The sequence below is a fragment of the Mucilaginibacter lutimaris genome (assembly GCF_042676625.1).
GTDB lineage: Bacteria > Bacteroidota > Bacteroidia > Sphingobacteriales > Sphingobacteriaceae > Mucilaginibacter > Mucilaginibacter lutimaris.
In genome coordinates this window covers 99,602-120,619 of the sequence record NZ_JBHTIA010000005.1, presented here as the reverse complement: position 1 = coordinate 120,619, position 21,018 = coordinate 99,602, and the positions used below count along the sequence as shown (strand labels likewise).

General features: G+C 45.3%; 22 protein-coding genes. 15 read left to right on the top strand and 7 right to left on the bottom strand.

Features of this window, described 5'->3' with window-relative positions:
• Positions 1 to 86: 86 nt before the first annotated feature.
• Both ACFQZI_RS10305 and ACFQZI_RS10300 read right to left on the bottom strand, forming a co-directional pair.
• Positions 87 to 1,187: a Gfo/Idh/MocA family protein gene (locus tag ACFQZI_RS10305; protein WP_377142135.1), complete on the bottom strand. Its 1,101-nt coding sequence runs from the start codon at positions 1,185 to 1,187 to the stop codon at positions 87 to 89.
• 56 nt (positions 1,188 to 1,243) lie between these two features.
• Positions 1,244 to 2,098 (bottom strand): N-acetylmuramoyl-L-alanine amidase family protein, encoded by an 855-nt coding sequence (locus ACFQZI_RS10300; protein WP_377142132.1) that lies wholly within the window; start codon positions 2,096 to 2,098, stop codon positions 1,244 to 1,246.
• Positions 2,099 to 2,286: 188 nt separating this feature from the next.
• On the opposite strand from ACFQZI_RS10300, the gene ACFQZI_RS10295 reads away from it, so the two are divergent.
• The 7 genes from ACFQZI_RS10295 to ACFQZI_RS10265 all read left to right on the top strand — a co-directional run bounded on the left by ACFQZI_RS10295 (position 2,287) and on the right by ACFQZI_RS10265 (position 8,313).
• Complete coding sequence (locus tag ACFQZI_RS10295) at positions 2,287 to 2,619, top strand: hypothetical protein (protein WP_377142130.1); 333 nt, start codon at positions 2,287 to 2,289, stop codon at positions 2,617 to 2,619.
• Positions 2,620 to 3,318: 699 nt separating this feature from the next.
• A complete protein-coding gene (gene mnmD / locus ACFQZI_RS10290) occupies positions 3,319 to 4,020 on the top strand; it encodes a tRNA (5-methylaminomethyl-2-thiouridine)(34)-methyltransferase MnmD (protein WP_377142127.1) in 702 nt (233 codons plus the stop codon).
• 112 nt (positions 4,021 to 4,132) lie between these two features.
• Entirely contained in the window at positions 4,133 to 4,939 is an 807-nt protein-coding gene (gene mazG / locus ACFQZI_RS10285; RefSeq protein WP_377142124.1) for a nucleoside triphosphate pyrophosphohydrolase, read from the top strand.
• Positions 4,940 to 5,000: 61 nt separating this feature from the next.
• Complete coding sequence (locus tag ACFQZI_RS10280) at positions 5,001 to 5,429, top strand: hypothetical protein (protein ID WP_377142121.1); 429 nt, start codon at positions 5,001 to 5,003, stop codon at positions 5,427 to 5,429.
• A gap of 90 nt (positions 5,430 to 5,519) precedes the next feature.
• Positions 5,520 to 6,074: an RNA polymerase sigma factor gene (locus ACFQZI_RS10275; protein WP_377142118.1), complete on the top strand. Its 555-nt coding sequence runs from the start codon at positions 5,520 to 5,522 to the stop codon at positions 6,072 to 6,074.
• Positions 6,067 to 7,506: a hypothetical protein gene (locus tag ACFQZI_RS10270; protein WP_377142115.1), complete on the top strand. Its 1,440-nt coding sequence runs from the start codon at positions 6,067 to 6,069 to the stop codon at positions 7,504 to 7,506. The genes ACFQZI_RS10275 and ACFQZI_RS10270 overlap by 8 nt, the downstream gene beginning before the upstream one ends.
• A 96-nt stretch (positions 7,507 to 7,602) precedes the next feature.
• Positions 7,603 to 8,313: a hypothetical protein gene (locus ACFQZI_RS10265; protein ID WP_377142113.1), complete on the top strand. Its 711-nt coding sequence runs from the start codon at positions 7,603 to 7,605 to the stop codon at positions 8,311 to 8,313.
• Between the two features lie 2 nt (positions 8,314 to 8,315).
• On the opposite strand, the gene ACFQZI_RS10260 is transcribed toward ACFQZI_RS10265, so the two are convergent.
• On the bottom strand, positions 8,316 to 9,536 hold the full coding sequence (locus tag ACFQZI_RS10260) for an ABC transporter permease (RefSeq protein WP_377142110.1): 1,221 nt from the start codon (positions 9,534 to 9,536) through the stop codon (positions 8,316 to 8,318).
• A gap of 87 nt (positions 9,537 to 9,623) precedes the next feature.
• Here ACFQZI_RS10260 and ACFQZI_RS10255 point away from each other — a divergent pair, with 87 nt between their 5' ends.
• From ACFQZI_RS10255 to tnpA, 6 genes are read left to right on the top strand one after another with little or no spacing between them, the layout of a single operon-like run.
• The gene (locus ACFQZI_RS10255) at positions 9,624 to 10,868 is read left to right on the top strand and encodes an exo-beta-N-acetylmuramidase NamZ family protein (protein WP_377142107.1); all 1,245 of its coding nucleotides are present in this window, start codon (positions 9,624 to 9,626) and stop codon (positions 10,866 to 10,868) included.
• A gap of 35 nt (positions 10,869 to 10,903) precedes the next feature.
• On the top strand, positions 10,904 to 11,821 hold the full coding sequence (gene fmt, locus ACFQZI_RS10250) for a methionyl-tRNA formyltransferase (RefSeq protein ID WP_377142104.1): 918 nt from the start codon (positions 10,904 to 10,906) through the stop codon (positions 11,819 to 11,821).
• Positions 11,822 to 11,870: 49 nt separating this feature from the next.
• Positions 11,871 to 12,110, top strand: a complete 240-nt coding sequence (locus tag ACFQZI_RS10245) for a hypothetical protein (RefSeq protein ID WP_377142102.1) — start codon at positions 11,871 to 11,873, stop codon at positions 12,108 to 12,110.
• Positions 12,094 to 12,396 (top strand): type II toxin-antitoxin system RelE/ParE family toxin, encoded by a 303-nt coding sequence (locus ACFQZI_RS10240; protein WP_377142099.1) that lies wholly within the window; start codon positions 12,094 to 12,096, stop codon positions 12,394 to 12,396. Before ACFQZI_RS10245 ends, ACFQZI_RS10240 begins: the two co-directional genes overlap by 17 nt.
• Positions 12,397 to 12,406: 10 nt before the next feature.
• Positions 12,407 to 13,198, top strand: a complete 792-nt coding sequence (locus ACFQZI_RS10235; protein ID WP_377142096.1) for a DUF3050 domain-containing protein — start codon at positions 12,407 to 12,409, stop codon at positions 13,196 to 13,198.
• A gap of 6 nt (positions 13,199 to 13,204) precedes the next feature.
• Positions 13,205 to 13,666 (top strand): IS200/IS605 family transposase, encoded by a 462-nt coding sequence (gene tnpA / locus ACFQZI_RS10230; protein ID WP_377142093.1) that lies wholly within the window; start codon positions 13,205 to 13,207, stop codon positions 13,664 to 13,666.
• Between the two features lie 690 nt (positions 13,667 to 14,356).
• On the opposite strand, the gene ACFQZI_RS10225 is transcribed toward tnpA, so the two are convergent.
• Both ACFQZI_RS10225 and ACFQZI_RS10220 read right to left on the bottom strand, forming a co-directional pair.
• Positions 14,357 to 15,193 (bottom strand): aminotransferase class IV, encoded by an 837-nt coding sequence (locus ACFQZI_RS10225; RefSeq protein WP_377142090.1) that lies wholly within the window; start codon positions 15,191 to 15,193, stop codon positions 14,357 to 14,359.
• 94 nt (positions 15,194 to 15,287) lie between these two features.
• Complete coding sequence (locus tag ACFQZI_RS10220; RefSeq protein ID WP_377142087.1) at positions 15,288 to 16,334, bottom strand: RluA family pseudouridine synthase; 1,047 nt, start codon at positions 16,332 to 16,334, stop codon at positions 15,288 to 15,290.
• Between the two features lie 356 nt (positions 16,335 to 16,690).
• Here ACFQZI_RS10220 and ACFQZI_RS10215 point away from each other — a divergent pair, with 356 nt between their 5' ends.
• On the top strand, positions 16,691 to 17,578 hold the full coding sequence (locus ACFQZI_RS10215; protein ID WP_377142084.1) for a 1-aminocyclopropane-1-carboxylate deaminase/D-cysteine desulfhydrase: 888 nt from the start codon (positions 16,691 to 16,693) through the stop codon (positions 17,576 to 17,578).
• Between the two features lie 128 nt (positions 17,579 to 17,706).
• A complete protein-coding gene (locus ACFQZI_RS10210; protein ID WP_377142081.1) occupies positions 17,707 to 18,738 on the top strand; it encodes an aldo/keto reductase in 1,032 nt (343 codons plus the stop codon).
• Between the two features lie 106 nt (positions 18,739 to 18,844).
• Here ACFQZI_RS10210 and ACFQZI_RS10205 read toward each other — a convergent pair whose 3' ends face one another.
• Both ACFQZI_RS10205 and ACFQZI_RS10200 read right to left on the bottom strand, forming a co-directional pair.
• Entirely contained in the window at positions 18,845 to 19,549 is a 705-nt protein-coding gene (locus tag ACFQZI_RS10205) for a 3-keto-disaccharide hydrolase (protein WP_377142079.1), read from the bottom strand.
• 12 nt (positions 19,550 to 19,561) lie between these two features.
• Positions 19,562 to 20,929, bottom strand: coding sequence for a Gfo/Idh/MocA family protein (locus ACFQZI_RS10200; RefSeq protein WP_377142076.1), 1,368 nt, complete (start codon positions 20,927 to 20,929; stop codon positions 19,562 to 19,564).
• Positions 20,930 to 21,018: the final 89 nt, after the last annotated feature.

Sequence of the window (21,018 nt, the reverse complement as noted above, 5' to 3'; positions counted from 1 at the left end):
GCTATGTAAGAGATGTAAATATAACCCCTTTTCACTCAATTGCACCCTGTTCTACTAACATATAAACCGAGAATGGCAGCAACAGATCAGATCGTTTCCCACTTCCCGCTATCTAAACTGCGGTATATGGCATCAACCACCTTCATATCCTTAAGCCCCTCTTTGCCGGGCACACGGCTTTGCTTTTTAAGTTTTACGCAGGTAGCAAAATCGTCCATTTGCGCGGCCTGCTGTATGATGTTCGGGATGTTCATGGGTTTGCCGTTCACTTTACCATCAAGGCCGTCGTACCCGTAGGCAGGCTGCAGTTCAAAGGTGCCATTGGTGGCTTGGGCCTTCAGGTAGCTCCAATCGTGGTTATAGCTGCTTTTGCCGGTAACCTTTTGTCCGCCCGGAAACTTCAGTTCCCAGTAAACGGTTTCGTCTACATCTTTAAATAATTCGGGGCGGGTCTTCTCTTGCGTGGCCTTTACGGCAATGGGTTCCTGCCCTAAAGTATAGCGTGCACCTTGTATGGCGTAAATGCCCATATCCATCAGGCCACCACCACCTGCCAGCGCTTTTTTAAGCCGCCACGCGTTAGGGTCGCCGTTGTAGGTAAAGCCATTGGCGGTATCTACCTTAGTTACCTTGCCTAATATTTGCTTTTGGCCAAGGCGCATTACCTCTTGGGTATGCGGTTCGAAATGCAGGCGGTAACCTATAGAAAGCAATTTATCCGCCTTTTTGCAGGCGGCTATCATTTCGCGGCATTCGGCTGCGTTAAGCGCCATAGGTTTTTCGCAAATAACGTGTTTGCCCGCACGGGCCGCACGTATAGTGTACTCTTTATGCATCGAAACCGGCAGCACTACGTACACGATATCTATATCAGGATTTTTGGCTATCTCATCAAAGTTTTGGTAGTTGTAGATATTCTTTTTAGGGATGTTATACTTTTTCGACCAGTCATCGCCCTTGGCAGGTGTACCTGTAACAATGCCCGCCAGGTAACAATTTTTGGTGTGTTGCAGCGCAGGGGCCAGTTGCCCGCCGGCATAGCCGCCCAACCCAACCAGCGCTATGCCCAGGCGCTTATTATCCTTTGATTCGGCAAGGGCAGATAAAGCCGGACTAAGCAACAATGCACCGGCACCAATGGCACCGTTACGAATAAAATTTCGGCGGGATGTTGTTGGAGTTTTCATAAGCCTTGGTTTGATGATGTAATTTACAACAGCAAATTTTATACCCGCAAGGACTTCTATTCAAAACTCTCTTTATATTTTTTTATGGCCACCAATATCGATTGCACAATATCGTTTTGTCCGGCATCAGAGTTTAGGTATTTTTCGTCAGAAGGGTTGTTGATGAAGCCCGTTTCTAACAACAGGCCGGGCATACCGCTTTGCTGCAACACCAGCACGCCCTGCTCGCGCACGCCAAGGCTTTTTCGGCCGTTCTCTACTTTAAGCTGATGGTTTAACAGGTTACCAAACTGGATGCTTTGCTTACGGTATCGTTGTTGAAACGCGGCCAATACAATTGCGTTAACAGCCGCGTCTTCGCCATAACCGTTATATTTTTTCTTGTAGTCTTTTTCAATAAATATAGACGCATTCTCGCGGATAGCTTCCAGTTGCTCGCCCTTGCGGTGAAAACCATATACCAGCAGCAGCACTCCGCGGTTAGGGCTAACCCTTTCGGGCGATGAATTACAGTGGATGGAAATGAACAGGTTTGCATTGGCATCGTTAGCGATGTTGGCGCGTTTGTGCAGCTCAATAAATTTATCGGTGCTGCGCGTCATAATTACATCCACGCCGCTAATGCTATTGTTAATAGCCGCTTTTAATTTTTTGCCGATGCTTAGCGCGATGGTTTTTTCGTTAGAATATGCGCCATGCGCGCCCGGGTCTTTCCCCCCATGGCCCGGATCAATAACAATGGTTTTAAACTTAAACGGATGGGCGGCTGTCGCTTCTTCGCCCCCTGTTTGGTTTTTTCGTTTGGTTTGAGATATTGCCGGCAAAGCAGCCACCATCACCAATAAAAAAACAGAACCATATAATATAGCTTTTAAGCGCCCGCATAACATGCCGCAAAGGTATAAAAACATAACATTCAGGCATTAAACAGCGGTTAATTTTTCGGATCAATTAAACATTATTTTCTTTTTGAACAGCTGTTTAACAATATTTTAAAAATACATGCAACCTATGTAACGGCATCTGCGTAATAATTAAAACCAACCAGATCACTATAAATTGAAAAACGATAGATCGATAACGAAGACGATTAATTTATATGAACGACCTGTTTACTTCTTCTACTGTTAACTTCTTTTGTTTCCTGGTGGTGGGTTCTGTTTTGGTGTATTTAATATTAAAATTTGACAAGAAAAACCGTAAAAAACTAAACAAGGTATTAACAGATGCTAAAGATGTGCAGCCATTATATATGCGCAAATCGGCCCAGCAAAAGGTACAGTCGCTAAAAATTGCCTGCGCCGAAAAAACGGTTGACCGAACATTGGTTGAAAAAGAACTTGACGAATTGGTTAAAGAATATGATAAAGGCCATATTAGCCTGCCCGATTACTGCAATAAGCTAAACCGCCTGCTGGCGATGACGGCCTAAGAAAATTAAAATTGCTACTAAGTGTTTATGGGATAATAGGAATAGTTTGTGATTAAGGCCCCTTTTTACCGAGGGGCTTTTTTATTACTCACCCGGTCTATTACTCACCCGGCCATTGCTTCGCCCGACCACCCTCTCTTCGCTGCGCGGAAAGAAGGTAAAAAACTTTTCTCACCCTCTCCTTTGGAGACGACCAGGGTGAGGTCCCACCCTCTTTGCGAAGCAGAGAGGGTCGACCAGCACAGCGACGTCGGGGTGAGTAAACTATGCGAGCGCCTATTTTACCGCTCACCCTACTCACCCGGTCATTGCTTCGCCCGACCACCCTCTCTTCGCTGCGCGGAAAGAGGGTAAAAACTTTTCTCACCTTCTCCTTTGGAGAGGGCCGGGGTAAGCCTCCCCACCCTCTTTGCGAAGCAGAGAGGGTCGACCAGCGCAGCGCCGTCGGGGTGAGTAAACTATGCGCCTAACTAATTTTTCCGCTCACCCTACTCACCCGCTCATTGCTTCGCCCGACCACCCTCTCTTCGCTGCGCGGAAAGAGGGTAAAAAACTTTTTCTCACCCTCTCCTTTGGAGAGGGCCGGGGTGAGGTTCCTCACCCTCTTTGCGAAGCAGAGAGGGTCGACCAGCACAGCACCGTCGGGGTGAGTAAACTATGCGCCTAACTCTACTATTTTCGCTAAATTTGCCCGCCGCCATGACTGAAAACGCCTCCACTCCCCACCTGCAAATAGTACCCACCGCCGATGGTTCAAACACCATTTACAATGCGCGGGTTGGCGAAAACTACCATTCGCATCACGGCGCATTGCAGGAAAGCAGGCACGTGTTTTTGCATTCGGGACTCGAATATTTTTTAGCTAATTCGGCAACTCTCAATGCCGAGGTTTCTGTGCTGGAAGTGGGCTTTGGCACTGGTTTAAACTTTTTACTAACCGCCGACTTTTGTACCCAACAGCAAATTTACCTACAGTATACCGGCATAGAAGCTTACCCGCTTAGTCAGGAAATGATTGGCCAAACCGGCTACGACCAATACGTACCTGCGGGCATATGGCAAAGCTTTTTAGAACATTACCCGGCCTCGTTATCCGGGCAGGTTAACATGAACAATTACGTTCGGTTTGATGTTGCCCCCACCCCCCTAAGCAATTTTACATCGGCACAAAAATTTGATGTAGTTTATTTCGACGCCTTCGCGGCCGCCTACCAGCCCGAGATGTGGAGCAACGAAGCCATAGCCCATACACTTCAGTTTTTAAAACCCGGCGGCGTGTTTGTAACCTATGCCATCACCGGCAACTTAAAACGCGCTATAAAAGCATTGGGCTTACAGGTGCAGAAGGCCCCGGGCGCGCCGGGCAAGCGAGAGATGCTTAGGGCGGTTAAAAGTTTATAGTGGCAGTAGCTGCAGCAGTAGCATGGCTATCGCTAACACTTAAAATATTACAACTGCTACCGCAACTGCTACTACCGCGTAATACCTTATCTTTGATGTCAAATTTAACATCATGCCAATTACCGCTCCCATTACCGCTTACACACCCGCAGCAGCGTTCGACCGATTGCTTACCATTATGGACGACCTGCGGATAAACTGCCCCTGGGATAAAAAGCAAACCCTCGAAAGCCTGCGTCATTTAACTATCGAAGAGACCTACGAACTGTCTGACGCAATATTGAGCGGCGATACCGACGAGATAAAAAAAGAGCTTGGTGATATTATGCTGCATCTTGTTTTTTACGCCAGGATCGCTTCAGAAACAGATAGCTTTAACATTACCGGCGTGCTTAACGGCATTTGCGATAAACTGATCAATCGCCACCCTCACATCTACAGCGATACCGAGGTAAGCAGCGAGGAAGATGTAAAACGCAACTGGGAACAAATAAAGCTGAAAGAGTGTAATAAATCTGTTTTAGGCGGAGTGCCTGCCTCCCTGCCTGCTTTGGTAAAAGCATCGCGTATACAGGAAAAAGCGCGTGGTGTTGGTTTCGACTGGGACAGCAAGGACCAGGTTTGGGCCAAGGTAGAAGAAGAACTGCAGGAGTTTAAAAATGAGTATAACGTTGCCGACGAAAAGGACATTGACCATGACAAGGCCGAAGGCGAGTTTGGCGACCTGTTGTTCTCTTTAATTAATTACGCGCGCTTCATAGGCATAAACCCCGAAGATGCCCTTGAAAAAACAAACCGCAAATTTATCAAGCGTTTCCAGTACCTGGAAGGTAAAGCGCAGGAACAGGGCAAGCAACTAAAAGACATGAACCTTGCCGAAATGGATGTGTTTTGGAACGAGGCGAAAAAAGTGCAATAATTATCTGCCTATTGTAGCGTTTTTGAGGTTTAATGCGTAATGGTAATTGTAATCTCAGATAATGATGAAAAAACTTATTTATTTTTTACCGGCCTTACTCATTCTTGCGGCAGGTTGCTTTAACGATAATAATACCACACCTATTCCAAACCCCGAAGGTACTTTCGCCGGCGAGTTCAGATTGGTACGCAGGCTCCCGAATGTTACCAAACTTGATACGGCTAAGGCCAACATCCAGCTTGTTATAACCCCGGGAGTAGGGTTTAAAGTATTGGGCGATACCAGTACCGTACACGCGGGCAGCAAGGGGCATTATGGCATTGCAGGGAACGGTATCAGGTTTGTAGACAGCACTTTTAAAGCGGGCAATTACACTAAAAGGCACCTGCAGGGCGATTATCTTTTTGTTTACAACGGCAGTATTTTGCAAATGGTGCTTAACAGCGCCGATACTTTGAGCTTACAATACGATCTTAAAAAGACCAATTAAAGAGTGGCGATCTTAAAAAGTTAGTTGTAACTGTAACGTTTCGGTTTTTGGGGCGTATTGCATATATTCAACTAAGCAGTATTACAATTAATGCAGTTACTTCACCGCATTACTGAGGATGAAATAGTCAGTAAGTGTAAATCAGGCAGCGTAAAACACCAGGAACTACTATATAAGCAGTTTTATGGCTACGCTATGGGTGTAAGTATGCGTTACAGCCTTAACGAAGATGACGCCTTGGAAGTGGTTAACGACGCTTTTATAAAGGTTTTTAATAATGTAACAAACTATAACGCCGATAAACCCTTTAGGGCGTGGCTGCGTACAATTGTGGTGAACACTGCCATTGACAGGCGCCGTAAGGAACTTAAACACCAGTCCAACACCGATATTGAGGATGCTTTTCATGTTGGCAGCAACGCAACCGCTATAGATACTTTAAACGCGCAGGATATTTTGAGGCTGATGAAGCAACTGCCCCAAATACAGCTTACAATTTTTAACATGTACGAAATAGATGGCTATAACCACGATGAGATAGGCAAAATACTGAACTTGCCGGCAAGCTCATCAAGGGTTTATTTAAGCAGGGCTAAAGATAAACTGAGGCATTTATTAACAAACGAAACACGAAACCATGGATGAGCAGTTTGATAAAGAACTAAGCAACCACATTAGGGAGGTGTTTGATAATTACGAACACCCCGGCGCTAACCATGGTTGGGAGTTGCTACAAGCAAAGGTTAACGCCCGTAAAAAGGGCAAAAAAGTTGCCTGGCTATGGTGGAGCAGTGCCGCGGCCGTGGTATTAGTGTTTTTAGGTGTTTTGGTTTGGAATAACAACCAAGATACCAGCGTAAATAACCTGGCCGTTAAGCCAGTAAAGCAACAGCAACCCGCTGCAAAAGATTCGGCAGCCATTAACAATACTGCCATTACTCCGGATAAACCAGAACAGGTTATAGCGAACAACCCTGCCCCTGCGTTTAATAATAATATTGTTATCCCCCGTTATGTAGAAGTTACCCCATCCGTAGCCATCAACGGTAAAACACAGGCAACTACAAATACGGTTTTAGATACGCAGCCATCGCAAAATTCAACAACATTGGCGCAGCAGTTGGCCGCAAATCAAGCGATACAACCAAATAACATCATACCCAATAATAACAATGCCGTTGCCGATCCATCGCGCACTATAATTGACAGCCAAAAAGTTGCTGCCAATGTGCCTAAACAACCGCAACTGGCAAACAACAATTTGCCGGTAAATAATGCTATACAGGGCGATGCGAACGGTACATCGGCCGCTTTGAGCAAACAGCCGCCACAACCGGTTAAAAGATCGATAGAGGATATGTTTGCTGCCGATAAGGTTAACCAAACCGCTAAAGCAAACAAGCGGGCAGAAAAACAGCAGGATAAAAAAGTAAACTTTAGCGTTTACGCGGCCACCTACTTTAACTACGCCGAGGGCAGCACCAATCAGGTTAACGCGGGCGCGGGTTTAACGTCGGATTTTAAGCTTACCAACAAACTTAAGCTATCTACAGGTGTATCTATAGCGCAAAACTCGCTTAACTATAACACCCAGGCCCCGCCGGCGGCAAGCGCTCTGGCCCGCGAGGCACCTGCATTAAAGGCCGAAAGCCTTTTTAGCACCGCCGCTGTTTTACCGGTGTTTAAAAACTATAACGCAAGCCTGGTAGGGTTAGATATACCCATCAATATCAAGTACGAATTTAATCCTCAAAAAACAGATGCGTATATATCGGCCGGTTTAAGCTCGGGTACTTTCATAAACGAAACCTATACCTATCGTTATGGTTACAGCGGCGGCGCGGGCTTCGCAACCAATGCCGCCCCCGAGGAGCAAACCCTGCATAACAGCTTTAACAGTTTTTACTTCGCCAAAACTTTAAACCTCTCGTTTGGTGTTGGTTACCCGGTAGGTGGTAACAGGCTGGTGATAGAACCATTTGTTAAGTACCCGCTAAGCGGCCTGGGCGCACAGGATATTAAGTTTGGTGCAGGTGGTGTCAACTTAAAATTCAGCTTTAAAACACAGAAGAGATAATTCTAACTGCCTAAAATATTTATTTAACTATTTAATTGCCTTAGCATAATTTTTTTTCTTTCTTAGCTGATACTTAAATCTGTATTATCACATTTCATGAAAAGAACTTTATGTGTAATTGCATTGCTATCGCTTGCTGTGCAATCATTTGGTCAAAAAGTCGACGTTAGCGTTTTTGCAAGCGCAAACTTTTCCCATTACACTGGTAACTATCCAACCGCAACAACATTTATAGGACCATCTAATTTGGGTGGATCAACTATAGATACCAGGGAAAATAACCCCTATGGTAATAAATATACTTTTGGCAATAGTTTTGGAGTACAAGCCCAATATGTTTCTAAACAAAGCATTATCGGCGGTTTAGAAGTAGGGCTTGATAGGCTCATAAGTAAAGTGCACGTTGACGAACAACGAGGAGCATATCCTATGACAAGCCCGTTTGATGCCACCAGCAAATTCACTAAACTATTCTTTAATATAAACCCTTATTTGGGTTACAGATTGGCATTTAGCAACATTAGGGCCGATCTAATGCCTGGAGTTGATATCGGATTAAACATTAGCAGTCATAAGAAAGTCCGCTCGGCAGGAGATGAGAATATTTACTTGACTGATGAAACTACAGAAAATACCCCTGCAGATTTCCGTTTAAGATTTGGTTCGGCCTTTTATTATAAAAGAATAGGTTTAACTGCCAGCTACTCGCGAGGTTTAAAAAACTACGTATCTATTACTAAGGGATCGGAAACGGCTGAGGCACGTAGTGAATTGATAAGGTTTGGCTTAATTTATAATGTTTATTAATGCTATTTAAACCTTATAGCCTTAACAGGTTGTATGCGCGTAACCAGCATAGAGGGTACAATTAGCACCAGCAGGCATACAATTAACGTACCTGCGTTTACCCATAAAATATCCGTCCACACAAAGCGGATGGGTACAAAGGTCATATAGTAATCTGCCTGTGAAAGTTTGAAGAAGTGTGTTCGCTGCTGAAAGTAACCTACCCCAAGGCCCAGGGCGTTACCTAAAATAAGGCCCAAACCTATCAGGTAGGTGGCGTTGTACAAAAATATCTTTTGGATAACCCAGTTACCGGCTCCCATAGCCTTGAATATACCTATCATTGCGGTACGTTCCAGTATCATAATAAGCAGGGCCGATATCATATTGATGATGGCTACCGTGATCATCAACACCAGCATCACAATAATATTTACATCAAGCATATCCAGCCAGCTAAAAATGGTTGGGTAATTTTCAAGCACCGTGGTAGATTTTAGCAAGATGGGCAGCTTATCGTCAACATGGTTAGCGGTGGCCGGTATCTTAGCGAAATCTGTTGTGCACACTTCATAGCCGCCAATCTCGCTGTGGCTCCAATCGTTAAGGCGTTTCACAAGGGCAAGGTCGCCAATTACAAAGGTTTTATCTACCTCATCAACCCCAATGCTAAATATGCCCACAATTTTAAGCTTGCGTTTGCGCAGCGGCTCCTGCACAAAATACATCATCACATTGTTGCCGGTTTTTAAACGGAGGCGGTTAGCCGTAAGCTGCGATATCATTAGTTGGTTTTGCACTTCGGCGGTGTCTGAATACTGGATAACAGTGCCGCTAACCAGCATTTTCTTAATGTAATCCCAATTGTAGTTTTTATCTACTCCCTTCAAAACCACGCCTTCAATTTCGTTATTGGCTTTAATAATACCGGGCTTGGTAGCGTAAGGGTAAACCGCCTCCACCTGCTTAACCGATTTGATGTTTTTAACCACCGGGATACTATCTGTAAAAGATGCGCGGTCGAACGATGAGTTGTTATCTGCCTTAACAATTTGAATATCCCCTGCAAAGCCTCTAACCTTTTCGCGGATCTCTTGTTTAAAACCACGTATAACCGCCAGGGATATGATCATAACGCCGAGGCCCAGCATAATGCCTATAATGGCTATGCGGACAATTAATTTAGAGAAGGTACGCTTACTCTTAAACGTAATACGACTTGATATAAACCCGGCGAAATTCAATGCTGAAATGATTTTTGTACCTTCGCAAAGATGCGTTTTTACACTTAAACAAACTGCTTTTAAATTTGCTTTAACATCAAAATACTTATGACCGGCATCAAACTACACACACCCCTTATTGCGCTCAGCCTGCTATTTTTAAAATGCGACGATTTTGCACAGGCCCCAAAAACAGCCAAGAGCACCAACAAGGCTGTTGCGGTAAAAAAAATAACCGCACCCATACTGCCCGCGGCCGACAGGCTGGACATTTACCTGCAATACCTTAAAGACCGCAAAATTGGGATGCTTATAAACCAAACATCCATTATAGGCCCCAACAAAAAGCCCTTGGTTGATAGCTTGTTAAAACTGGGTGTTGGCATTAAAAAAATTTATGGGCCCGAGCATGGCTTTAGAGGTAATGCCAGCGATGGCGCAACCATTGGCAACACGGTTGACGCGGTTACCGGCCTGCCTGCCATATCTCTTTACGGCAAGCACTTTAAACCAACGCCCGAAGATTTAAAAGGCATCGATCTGATGATTTTTGACGTGCAGGATGTTGGCACCCGCTTTTACACCTATATATCTACCCTGCATTACGTTATGGAGGCCTGCGCCGAAAATAATATAGAGCTGATGATACTGGACAGGCCAAACCCTAACGGTGTTTATGTAGATGGCCCCATACTGGATACAGTCGGTTTCCGCTCGTTTGTGGGCATGCACCCCATTCCGGTATTGCATGGCATGACCATTGCCGAATACGCGCAAATGATAAACGGGCAGGGCTGGTTAAAAAACAAAGTAAAATGTAAGCTAAAGATAGTAAAGGTGGGCAACTACAACCGTAATATGGATTATGTGCTGCCGGTTAACCCGTCGCCAAATTTAAATACGGCACAATCTATATTGCTGTACCCGCACATTTGCTTTTTCGAAGGCACTAAACTTAGCCTTGGCCGCGGTACTTTATTCCCCTTCCAGGTGGTGGGTAGCCCCTTATTTAAAGATAAATACGATTTTAATTTTAAACCGGTAAGCATACCGGGCATGAGCGATAAGCCACCATTGCAGGATACCGTTTGCTATGGCATTGATCTTAAAAATTACAATATGCAAACCATCCGCAGCAGCGGAAAACTTAATTTAGCCTGGGTAATTGACATGTATAAGATATACCCGGATAAGGCTCAATTTTTTATACCTTATTTTAAAAGGCTGGCCGGGACCGATGAATTACGCAAACAAATAATTGCCGGAAAAACCGAGGCCGAAATTCGTAAGAGCTGGGAACCCGGTTTAACAAAATTTAAGGCAATAAGGGCTAAATACCTGCTTTACAATTAATATTATCAATAAACATTAAACACCATAGCGCGCGAATGAGAATTATATTTATGGGCACCCCGCAGTTTGCTGTTGCATCGCTTGATGCTTTGATAAAGGCCGGTTGCGATATTGTTGCCGTGGTAACCGCTCCCGATAAACCGGCCGGCCGCGGGCAAAAGTTAAATCAATCGGCAGTAAAGCAATATGCGGATGCCAACGGCATAAAAGTGCTGCAGCCCGAAAAACTGAAAGCTCCCGAATTTATAGCCGAACTGGAAGCGCTTAAGGCCGACCTACAGGTGGTTGTAGCCTTTAGGATGCTGCCCGAAGTGGTATGGAATATGCCGCCAAAAGGCACCATAAATTTGCATGCGTCGTTACTTCCGCAATACCGTGGCGCTGCCCCTATTAACTGGGCCATCATAAACGGCGAAAAGGAAAGCGGCGTTACTACTTTCTTTTTGAAGCACGATATTGATACCGGCGACATACTGTTTACCGAAAAGGTAACCTTAACCGGCAATGAAACTGCCGGCGACCTGCACGACCGACTCATGAACAAAGGCGCGGGCCTGCTGGTAAAAACCGTTAAGGGGATAGAAAGCGGCCGCTACCATGAGCACCCGCAGGAAGAACTGGCCGAGGGCATTGAATTAAAGCACGCGCCAAAGATCTTTAAAGCCGACTGCCTGATAGATTTTGGCCAACCTGCCGAACGGGTGTACAACCTCATTCGCGGGTTAAGCCCCGTACCAACGGCCTATACCATGCTAAATGATAAGATCCTGAAGATATACGCCGCTACCCACGAACCCGGCGAACCCGGTATTTATCCCGGCGGCTTTATAACAGATAATAAAACCAAACTAAAATTTGCCACTGCCGATGGTTTCATCAGCGTAACTGATGTGCAACTGGAAGGCAAAAAGCGAATGGGGATAGAGGAGTTTTTAAGAGGTAATAAATTGTAACATCTGAAGACATTTTGATTTAAGGGCATAAACAGGTAATTTTATAAATATGACATTGGCGGAATTAAAATCGGAGTTTCATGGTCTTATCGATAAAACAGACGATCCTGAAATAATAGCACAATTTTTGGGGGCCATGAGCCAATCCATAAATTCTGACGGTTCGGTTTGGCGTACCTTATCGCTTGCACAGCAACAAAGTGTTTTAGATGCCTACGAGGAAAGTAAAGATGAGGACAACCTTACAACACTTGATGAACTAAGATCGAAGTATGCCAACTGGTCTTAAGATTGTTTTATCAAAAAGGGCTGATAAGGACTTTGACAATATCATTAATTACATAAAAGAAGAGTTTGGCAGCCAACCTGCTATAAAATTCAAAAATCTGATCATCAACTTCCTCAGCTTATTGCAATCTTTCCCCGAGATTGGAAGCCATGAAGTAACGGAAAAACAAATTCGGGCCTTTGTAGCACATAAACGATTAAAAATATTTTATCGGATAGATAAAGACCGTGTAATAATTTTGAGATTATTTGATACAAGGCAGCACCCCGATAAGCATATAGTATAAATTATTATAAATGAATATTACTGAAAGAATAGCTCAGCTAAAACAAGAAATTGAGCCATTACGCGAACAACTGATAGCACACAAACTATACCGCAATATTAATACCATTGAAAGCCTGCATACCTTTATGCAGCACCACATATTCGCCGTTTGGGATTTCATGTCGCTGTTGAAAGCGTTGCAGCAAAACCTTACCTGCACCACCCTACCCTGGATGCCCGTAGGCAATGCCAATACCCGCTACCTTATTAATGAAATAGTTACCGGCGAAGAAAGCGACGTAGACCATAAAGGCAACCGCACCAGCCACTTCGAACTGTACCTGAAAGCTATGGAGCAAGCCGGTGCCAATACCTCAGCTATTGTATCGTTGTTTAAGCAGCTTAGCATACAAAAGGATTTAAACGTTGCTTTAGTAAAGGCAGAGATGCCGCAAGCCGCCCGGGAGTTTGTTAAACATACCTTTAATGTAATTGCCACTAACCAAAGCTTTTTGCAGGCGGCTGTATTTACGTTTGGTCGGGAGGATTTGATTCCCGGTATGTTTATAGAAATGGTTAAAAAGTTAAACGGGCAGTTGCCCGGCAAAGTGGAGATATTGCTTTACTACCTGGAGCGCCACATAGAAGTCGACGGCGACCACCACTCCCAGTTAGCCTACCAAATGACGGCCGAACTTTGCGGCGATGATGATAACAAATGGGCACAAGCAATTACTGCTGTTAAACAAGCGCTGCGGGCGAGGGTTGCGTTATGGGATGGGATCTTGGCGGAGATAGAGGCAGAACAACTTGTAAATTAATTTGCAATGCCTAATACTTACACTCAGCTTTATGTACATATTGTTTTCGCGGTTAAAAATCGCGATGCTTTATTGAGTATAAATTGGGATAAGCGCTTACGATTATACATTACAGCAATAGTGCAAAACAACGGTCATAAAGTGTTGGCCATAAATAACATGCCCGACCATATACATATGTTTGTTGGATTGAATCCTATACGATCCCTTTCAGATCTGATGCGTTTGGTAAAAGGAGATTCCTCGGAATGGATCAATAAAGAAAAATTAACACCATTTAAATTTCATTGGCAGGAAGGGTACGGCGCTTTCACCTACAGCAAATCGCAAATTGATAACGTTGTCAAGTATATTAACAACCAACAAGAGCATCATAAAAAAATCTCATTTTTAGATGAATACCGCCATTTACTTAAAAGCTTTGATATAGCTTTTGATGAACGTTATATATTTAAAGACCCTGAATAATTTACAGTAAAAGGGTAGCTCCTACGGAGCAAAGGATTTTTCATTGGCCTTCTACAAAGCGGTAGCCCCAATGGGGCAATTAGGCAACGTATTTAAATTTACTGAAAAATATTGGGTAGCGCTTACGGAGCAAATAGACCCTTTTGGGGCTTTCTAAACAGCGGCAGCCCCGATGGGGCATTTAGGCAGCGTTCACACAAAATGCTTGTTATCATATGCAAGTATGTTCCGTAGGAACAACCGCTTTGTAGAAAGTTTGCAATAACATCTTTGCTCCATAGGAGCTACCCTTCACCGGAAAAGTTTACAACTTATTCAACTCATCCATCAGCGCTTTGCTAATGCGGTTAAAGCTTTCCATAAAGCTGTAACTTCTATGAGGCACTTTCTCTTTACAACTATTGAACAGCGCAAATCGGTTCCGTAGGAACTAACGCTTTGTAGAAAATAAAATGAGAGATTTCTTTGCTCCGTAGGAGCTACCCTTCACCGGAAAAGTTTACAACTTATTCAACTCATCCATCAGCGCTTTGCTAATGCGGTTAAAGCTTTCCATAAAGCTGTAACTTCTATGAGGCACTTTCTCTTTACAACTATTGAACAGCGCAAATCGGTTCCGTAGGAACTAACGCTTTGTAGAAAATAAAATCAGAGATTTCTTTGCTCCGTAGGAGCTACCCTTCACCAATTTTAAAGCTTATTCAACTCATCCATTAGCGCTTTGCTAATGCGGTTAAAGTAACGTTTTACACCGTAGCCCATAACCCATTGGATGCCTTTGGTAGCATTGGTTAAAAAAACCTCGTCGGCCTCGTTTAATATTTCGGGGTTAATCTGGGCCTCGGTAACCGGGATGTTATTATCTAATGCCAGTTGTATCACCACCCGGCGCATTACGCCCTCCACACAGCCCTCGCTTAGGGCAGGTGTATATAAATGGTTTTGATACCAAACAAATATGTTAGAGCTGTTGGCCTCGCACAGGTAACGGTTCTGGTTGATCAGAAAAACATCATCCAGCTTGTTTTGCTGTTTGTATATACCTGCCATTACATAAATAAGCGAATTACAGGTTTTAATGTTCGATAACCAGTTAAGCGGCTTGGGCAGTTCGGTATATACATCCATGATCAGGCCGCGCTCGTTCAAAAAATAGCGTGGTTCCTCAACGGGTTGGATCTCCAGACAATAAGCCATTTTATTTTGAGTTGGCGTGTACAAACCCTCCGCGTCGCGAAATACGGTAAGGCGCAAACGGCCATGTTTTATTTTATTACGGCGGGCAAGCTCCTCAACTTTTTCTTTTAAAAACCAGCTATCAGCCTGCGAGTAGCCGTCTATCTTTAACGCCTTCATCCCCTTTTGCAGGCGCTCGGCATGCAGCTCGGGGAATTTGAGTTTGCCCTTCATTACCCGCATACTTTCAAACAAGCCATCGCCATACCTGAACGCCCTGTTGGCGATGGTAAGCAATGTACTATCTGCAGGTATTATCTCTCCGTTAAAATTTATATAAACAGGCGGCATTAGTAGTTTTTGGCTGTGCAAATTTGCAGATTTTAAACTTATGATATTAGTGCTATTAACGGCTTATTACCAATTTAGATTGCGCAAATTTTATTTAATCCTGTTGCCCAGGTGCGTTGGCGCTGGTATATTTTCGCCACCTCTCCAAAACGGCTTCAAAATCAGCCGGAAGCGGGGCTTCAAAGTAAATATCCTTTTTTAGCGAGGGATGCACAAAGCCAAGCGAAGCCGCGTGCAGTGCCTGCCGTGGCATGAGTTCGAAACAATTATCTACAAACTGGCGGTATTTGCTAAACACGGTCCCTTTTAAAATTTTATCGCCGCCGTACATCGCGTCGCTAAAAAGCGGGTGGCCAATATGTTTCATATGCGCGCGTATCTGGTGGGTTTTGCCTGTTTCCAGCTTACACTCAATAAGCGTAACGTAGCCCATACGCTCGAGCACCTTATAATGCGTTACCGACCATTTTCCCTTCTCTGGGTCGTCGTATATTGACATTACCCTGCGGTCGTTAACGCTGCGGCCTATGTAACCGGTAACGGTGCCATCCTCGGCAATATCCCCCCAGGCAAGCGCTATATATTTACGGTTGATGGTATGGTCGTAAAACTGCTTGGCCAGGTAATTCATGCTGCGCTCGTTCTTGCTGATAAGCAACAAGCCCGAAGTATCTTTATCAATGCGGTGTACCAATCCCGGGCGGCCATCATTGCCCGGCAGGGTTGGCAGCTGGTTAAAATGATAAACCAGCGCGTTAACCAAAGTACCTGTGTAATTGTTATAACCCGGATGCACCACCATGCCGGCAGCCTTGTTAACAACAAGCACATCGTTATCCTCATAAACAATCTCTATGGGCAGGTCTTCGGGGTAAACCTCGGTATCGCGCGGCGGGTGTGGCAATACTACCGAAATAACATCCTGCGGTTTAACACGGTAGCTGGCTTTAATCACTTTATCGTTAACTAAAACGTTGCCGGCATCAATAGCATTCTGAATGCGGTTGCGCGATGCATTCTCTACCCGGTGCATCAAAAACTTATCTATCCGCAGTAACGATTGCCCCTTATCAACAACCACCCGCAGGTGTTCAAACAGATCCTGCTCGTCGCTGTCAATTATGGCCGTTTCATCAATCATGCGGCAAAAATAACAAAAAAGCGTTTAGGCTATAAGGGGAAATTTGGTTCTGGGTGTATAGTCTACTCACCCGGTCATTGCTTCGCTCGACCACCCCTCTCTCCGCAAGCGGAAAGAGGGTAACTTTTCCTCCCTCTCCTTTGGAGAGGACCGGGTTGAGGCTCCCCACCCTCTTTGCGAAGCAGAGAGGGTCGACCAGCGAAGCGGCGTCGGGGTGAGTAAACTACACGAGCGACACACTTCTGCCACCGACCTTACCCGATGAAATCTTTTCACCTCCTCTCCTTTGCGAGGGCACGGGTGAGGCTTTTCGGGGTGAGTAATTATCTGCCTGATATTTTTCCTAACTTCACCCCGTGGACATCAACCTCGACATATACAGCCCTGTACAGCCTATACAAAACGAGCTTTTTGCGGCAAAAGGCCTGCAGGTTTTTATCAAGCGCGATGATCTTATCCACCCCATCATATCGGGTAACAAGTGGCGAAAGCTTAAGTACGTATTACAACAGGCACAAGCGCAAAAAAAAACACATCTTATAACTTTTGGCGGGGCATACTCTAACCATTTGCTGGCAACGGCGGCCGCGGCAGCAAAATTTGGTTTTAAGGCAAGCGGTATTGTGCGCGGCGAGGAAGTGGAGAACGATACCCTTTTTCTTTGCAAGCTGCACGGCATGCAACTAATATTTACCGACCGCGAAAGCTACCGTGATAAGGAGTCCCTGTTTCAAAAGTTTTTTGGCGATGACGGGCAAGCCTTTTTTATAGACGAGGGCGGGGCATCTGCCGAAGGCGCCAAAGGGGTAAGCGAACTGGTTGATGAACTCCCCCAAACGTACAACCATATTTTTTGCGCCTGCGGAACAGGCACCACCGCGGCAGGCATCATTAACGGGCTAACCAAACATCAACTACCTACCCAATTTAACGCCATACCCGTTCTTAAAAACGGCGATTTCATGCGCCAAGAGATCAACAGGTTTTTAACAGCGCCTGCCAGTTATAATTTATACACCAATTATGATTTTGGCGGCTATGGCAAAACCACAACCGAACTTATAACTTTTATTAAACAATTTGTAGCGCAAACCGGCATCCTAATAGAGCCCATCTACACCGGCAAAATGCTTTACGCCATTTATGACCTTGCCGCGAAGGATCACTTTACACCGGGCAGTAAGATCCTGGCCATCCATAGCGGCGGTATATGGGGACTGTTAGGGATGAAGCACAAATTTTAAGTCCATAGACCCACAAATTATACGATAGCCACTTTCAGGGAAATTATGTTATTAACATGATACATTCTTTAAAACTATCCGTGAAATTTGGATATTAACATTATATAACACTGCAAAAACATTATACTATGGAATACAGACAATTAGGTGGATCGGGCTTACACGTGCCGGTACTAAGTTTCGGAACGGCCACCTTTGGGGGCTCGGGCGAGTTTTTTAAGGCCTGGGGCAATACACAGCTGGATGACGCGAAAAAGCTGATTCACCTTTGCCTTGACGCGGGTGTAAACCTGTTTGATACTGCCGACGTATACTCGGGCGGTATCTCTGAAGAGATTTTGGGCCAGGCGCTGGAAGGCCTGCGCGATAAAGTTTTAATATCTACCAAAGCCACCTTTAAAATGGGCGACGGCCCAAATGATTTTGGTTCATCAAGGTATCACCTCATTAAATCGGCAGAGGATAGCCTGCGCCGCTTAAAAACCGACCATATTGATATTTACCACATGCATGGCTTTGACGGCAACACCCCGGTTGAAGAAACCCTGCGCGCGCTCGACGACCTGATCAGCAGCGGCAAGGTGCGCTATGTAGCAGCATCCAACTTTTCAGGGTGGCACTTAATGAAATCGCTTTCGGTATCTGAACGTTACGGCTGGGCCAAATATGTTGGGCACCAGGCCTACTACTCGCTATTAGACCGCGAATTTGAATGGGAACTGATGCCGCTGGGTATCGATCAAAAAGTGAGCACCATTGTTTGGAGCCCGCTGGCATCAGGGCAGTTAGGCGGCAAGTTCCGCCGCGGGCAGCCTATACCGCAGGATAACCGCCGCAGCCAGGGTGGCAGCCACGGCCCCGTAACAGATTTTGAACGCCTTTATACCATTGTAGATGCATTAGACGAGGTTGCCGAAGAAACCGGAAAATCGGTACCGCAGATAGCCATTAACTGGCTATTGCAAAGGCCAACCGTTGCCAACATTGTTATTGGCGCCCGTAACGAGGAACAGCTAAAACAGAACCTTGCCGCCGTGGGCTGGAACCTTACCACCGACCAGGTAAAAAAACTGGATGCCGCCAGCGACCGCGACCCTATTTACCCCTACTGGCATCAACGCCAGGATACGAGGTTAAACCCGCTGCCAAAGTTTTATTAAACGATAAAGGCCCCGAACATCCGGGGCCTTTATCGTTTCTCTGTTGTATTGGTGAGCCTGTCGAACCATCGTCACTATGAAAAGTCTTCGACAAGACTGACAATCCCTACAACTGCCTTATCTTAATGTTCTTATAATAAGCCTTATGCCCGTGGTCCTGCAGGGCTATATGGCCTGTTTTTGCCATGCCATACTCGGGATGTTCCTTCCATTTGCCTTCGGCTTTGCGTTTTTGCCAGTCGGCATCCCAGGCGGTAAACTCCACTATCTTTTTACCGTTCAGCCAATGCTCTACATGGCCTTTGTTAAATACAATTTTACTGGTATTCCATTCGCCAACGGGCATTATCTTTTTTTGATCGTTGGGGATATACATGGCATAATCGGCGCCTGTTTTTTGCCAGTCCTCCAGTTTATCGGGCACCCATCCTATATCATCTATAATTTGGTACTCGGGCCCGGTAAGGTAAGTGGCCGGGTAATTTGACCCTTCTAAAACGTGGTATAATACGCCGCTATTACTGCCCTGGTCAATTTTCCATTCCCAGGTAAGCTCGAAGTTGGCATACTGTTTATCGGTAACAATGTCGCCGCCGGTATCAGTACCTTTTACAGCGCCCAGGCAAACCAGCGCGCCATTTTCTACCTCCCAGTTCTGTACCCGGCCTTTTTTATTAAAGCCGTGCCAGCCATTCAAATTCTTACCGTTAAAAAGGTTTACCCACGCCTTCTTTTTTGCCTGTGCAAAACCTTGCGTTCCCGCAAAAGCCATTGCGGCAGCAAGCGTTAATATTTTAAAGTTTTTATTCATGTTGCGCGATACTTATTTACTAACCATCTTCATTTTTTCAGGGTCCCAAAACATTGGGCTGTTTTTGTAGTAACTATCGTTACATAGCAGGGCCGGGGCTGCCGCGCGGTAACCAAAAATAGCGTCTTCGGTAACCTTTCCGTTGTTGCGTATGGCGGTGATCCAGTTGTTCATGTGATCGTAAGGGCCACCGCGATAACCTTTTTCGGCACTGTAAGTAATTTCTTCGGGAGGAAGGATGTGCTTACGGCCTGCATCAGTTTGCCCGGCCTTGCGCAGTTTTTCAATATAAAAAGGATCATCAGACTGTATAACTTTGTTCCTTTTCAGCGTAACGCTATCCCAGGTAATATCCATAGAGCCTTCGCTGCCTACCAGTTTAAGATACGTGGTGCCGCTGGTGCCATCCACAAAGTTACAGCGCAACGACAGGTTGAATGCCGGGTGCGCGGCGGTTTTGCCATAATCAAACGTACCTAATAAAACATCGGGCACTTCGCGGCCATCGTTCCAGTAACGTAACCCGCCGGATGCGTAAATTTTGTTCGGCCCCATCGAGTCGGTAATAAAGTGCAGGCTGCTAAACAGGTGCACAAACAGATCGCCCGCCATACCTGTACCGTAATCGGTATAGTTTCTCCAGCGGAAAAACCTTTTAGAATCGTAAGGGCGCTTTTGGGTGTTGCTTACATAGGTTTCCCAATCAACGGTTTGGGTAGATGCATCATCCGGGATGGGGTATTGCCATACTTCTACCGGTGCGCGGCGCGCCCAAAAGCCTTCGGCATAGTTTAATTCGCCTATAGCACCGCTTTTTAACAGCTCGTGCGCTTTTTCGTTCCCAAGGGATGATACACCCTGGCTACCTACCTGGAAGATTTTGCCGGTTTCTTTCTGCGCTTTTATAACCGCCGGGCCCTCGGCAACCGAGTGTACCATTGGTTTCTCGCAATATACATGCTTGCCCGCGTGCATGGCATCAACAGAAATTTGCTGGTGCCAGTGGTCGGGCGTGGCTATAATAACCGCGTCAATATCCTTGCGGTTTAGTATCTCTTTATAAATTTTAGTCGTAAAAATATCGGCACCCCAACGAGTTTTAGCTTCTTTAAGGCGGCCGTCGTACAAGTCGCAAACGGCAACCAGCTTTACACCCGGAACCTGCAGGGCAACAATAGCATCTTGCGTACCCATGCCACCCGCGCCAATAAGGGCAATGTTTACCTGGTCGTTAGGGCCAAACTGGTTGTACTTTTGTTTAAGATAATAAAAACTGTTTTTATCGGCAGCCAGTAAGCTGCTGCCGGCGGTTACCGCTGCCGCGGTTGTAGCCAATTTTTTGATAAAGCCCCTGCGGGATGCTTCGGGATTTTCTTTCATGATTAGGTATCTTAGTTAGTGTTTGTAGAAAAGTGAAGATATAATTTTTGTTTAAGAATTGGAAAGGATTGATTTGTTGTTGATATAAA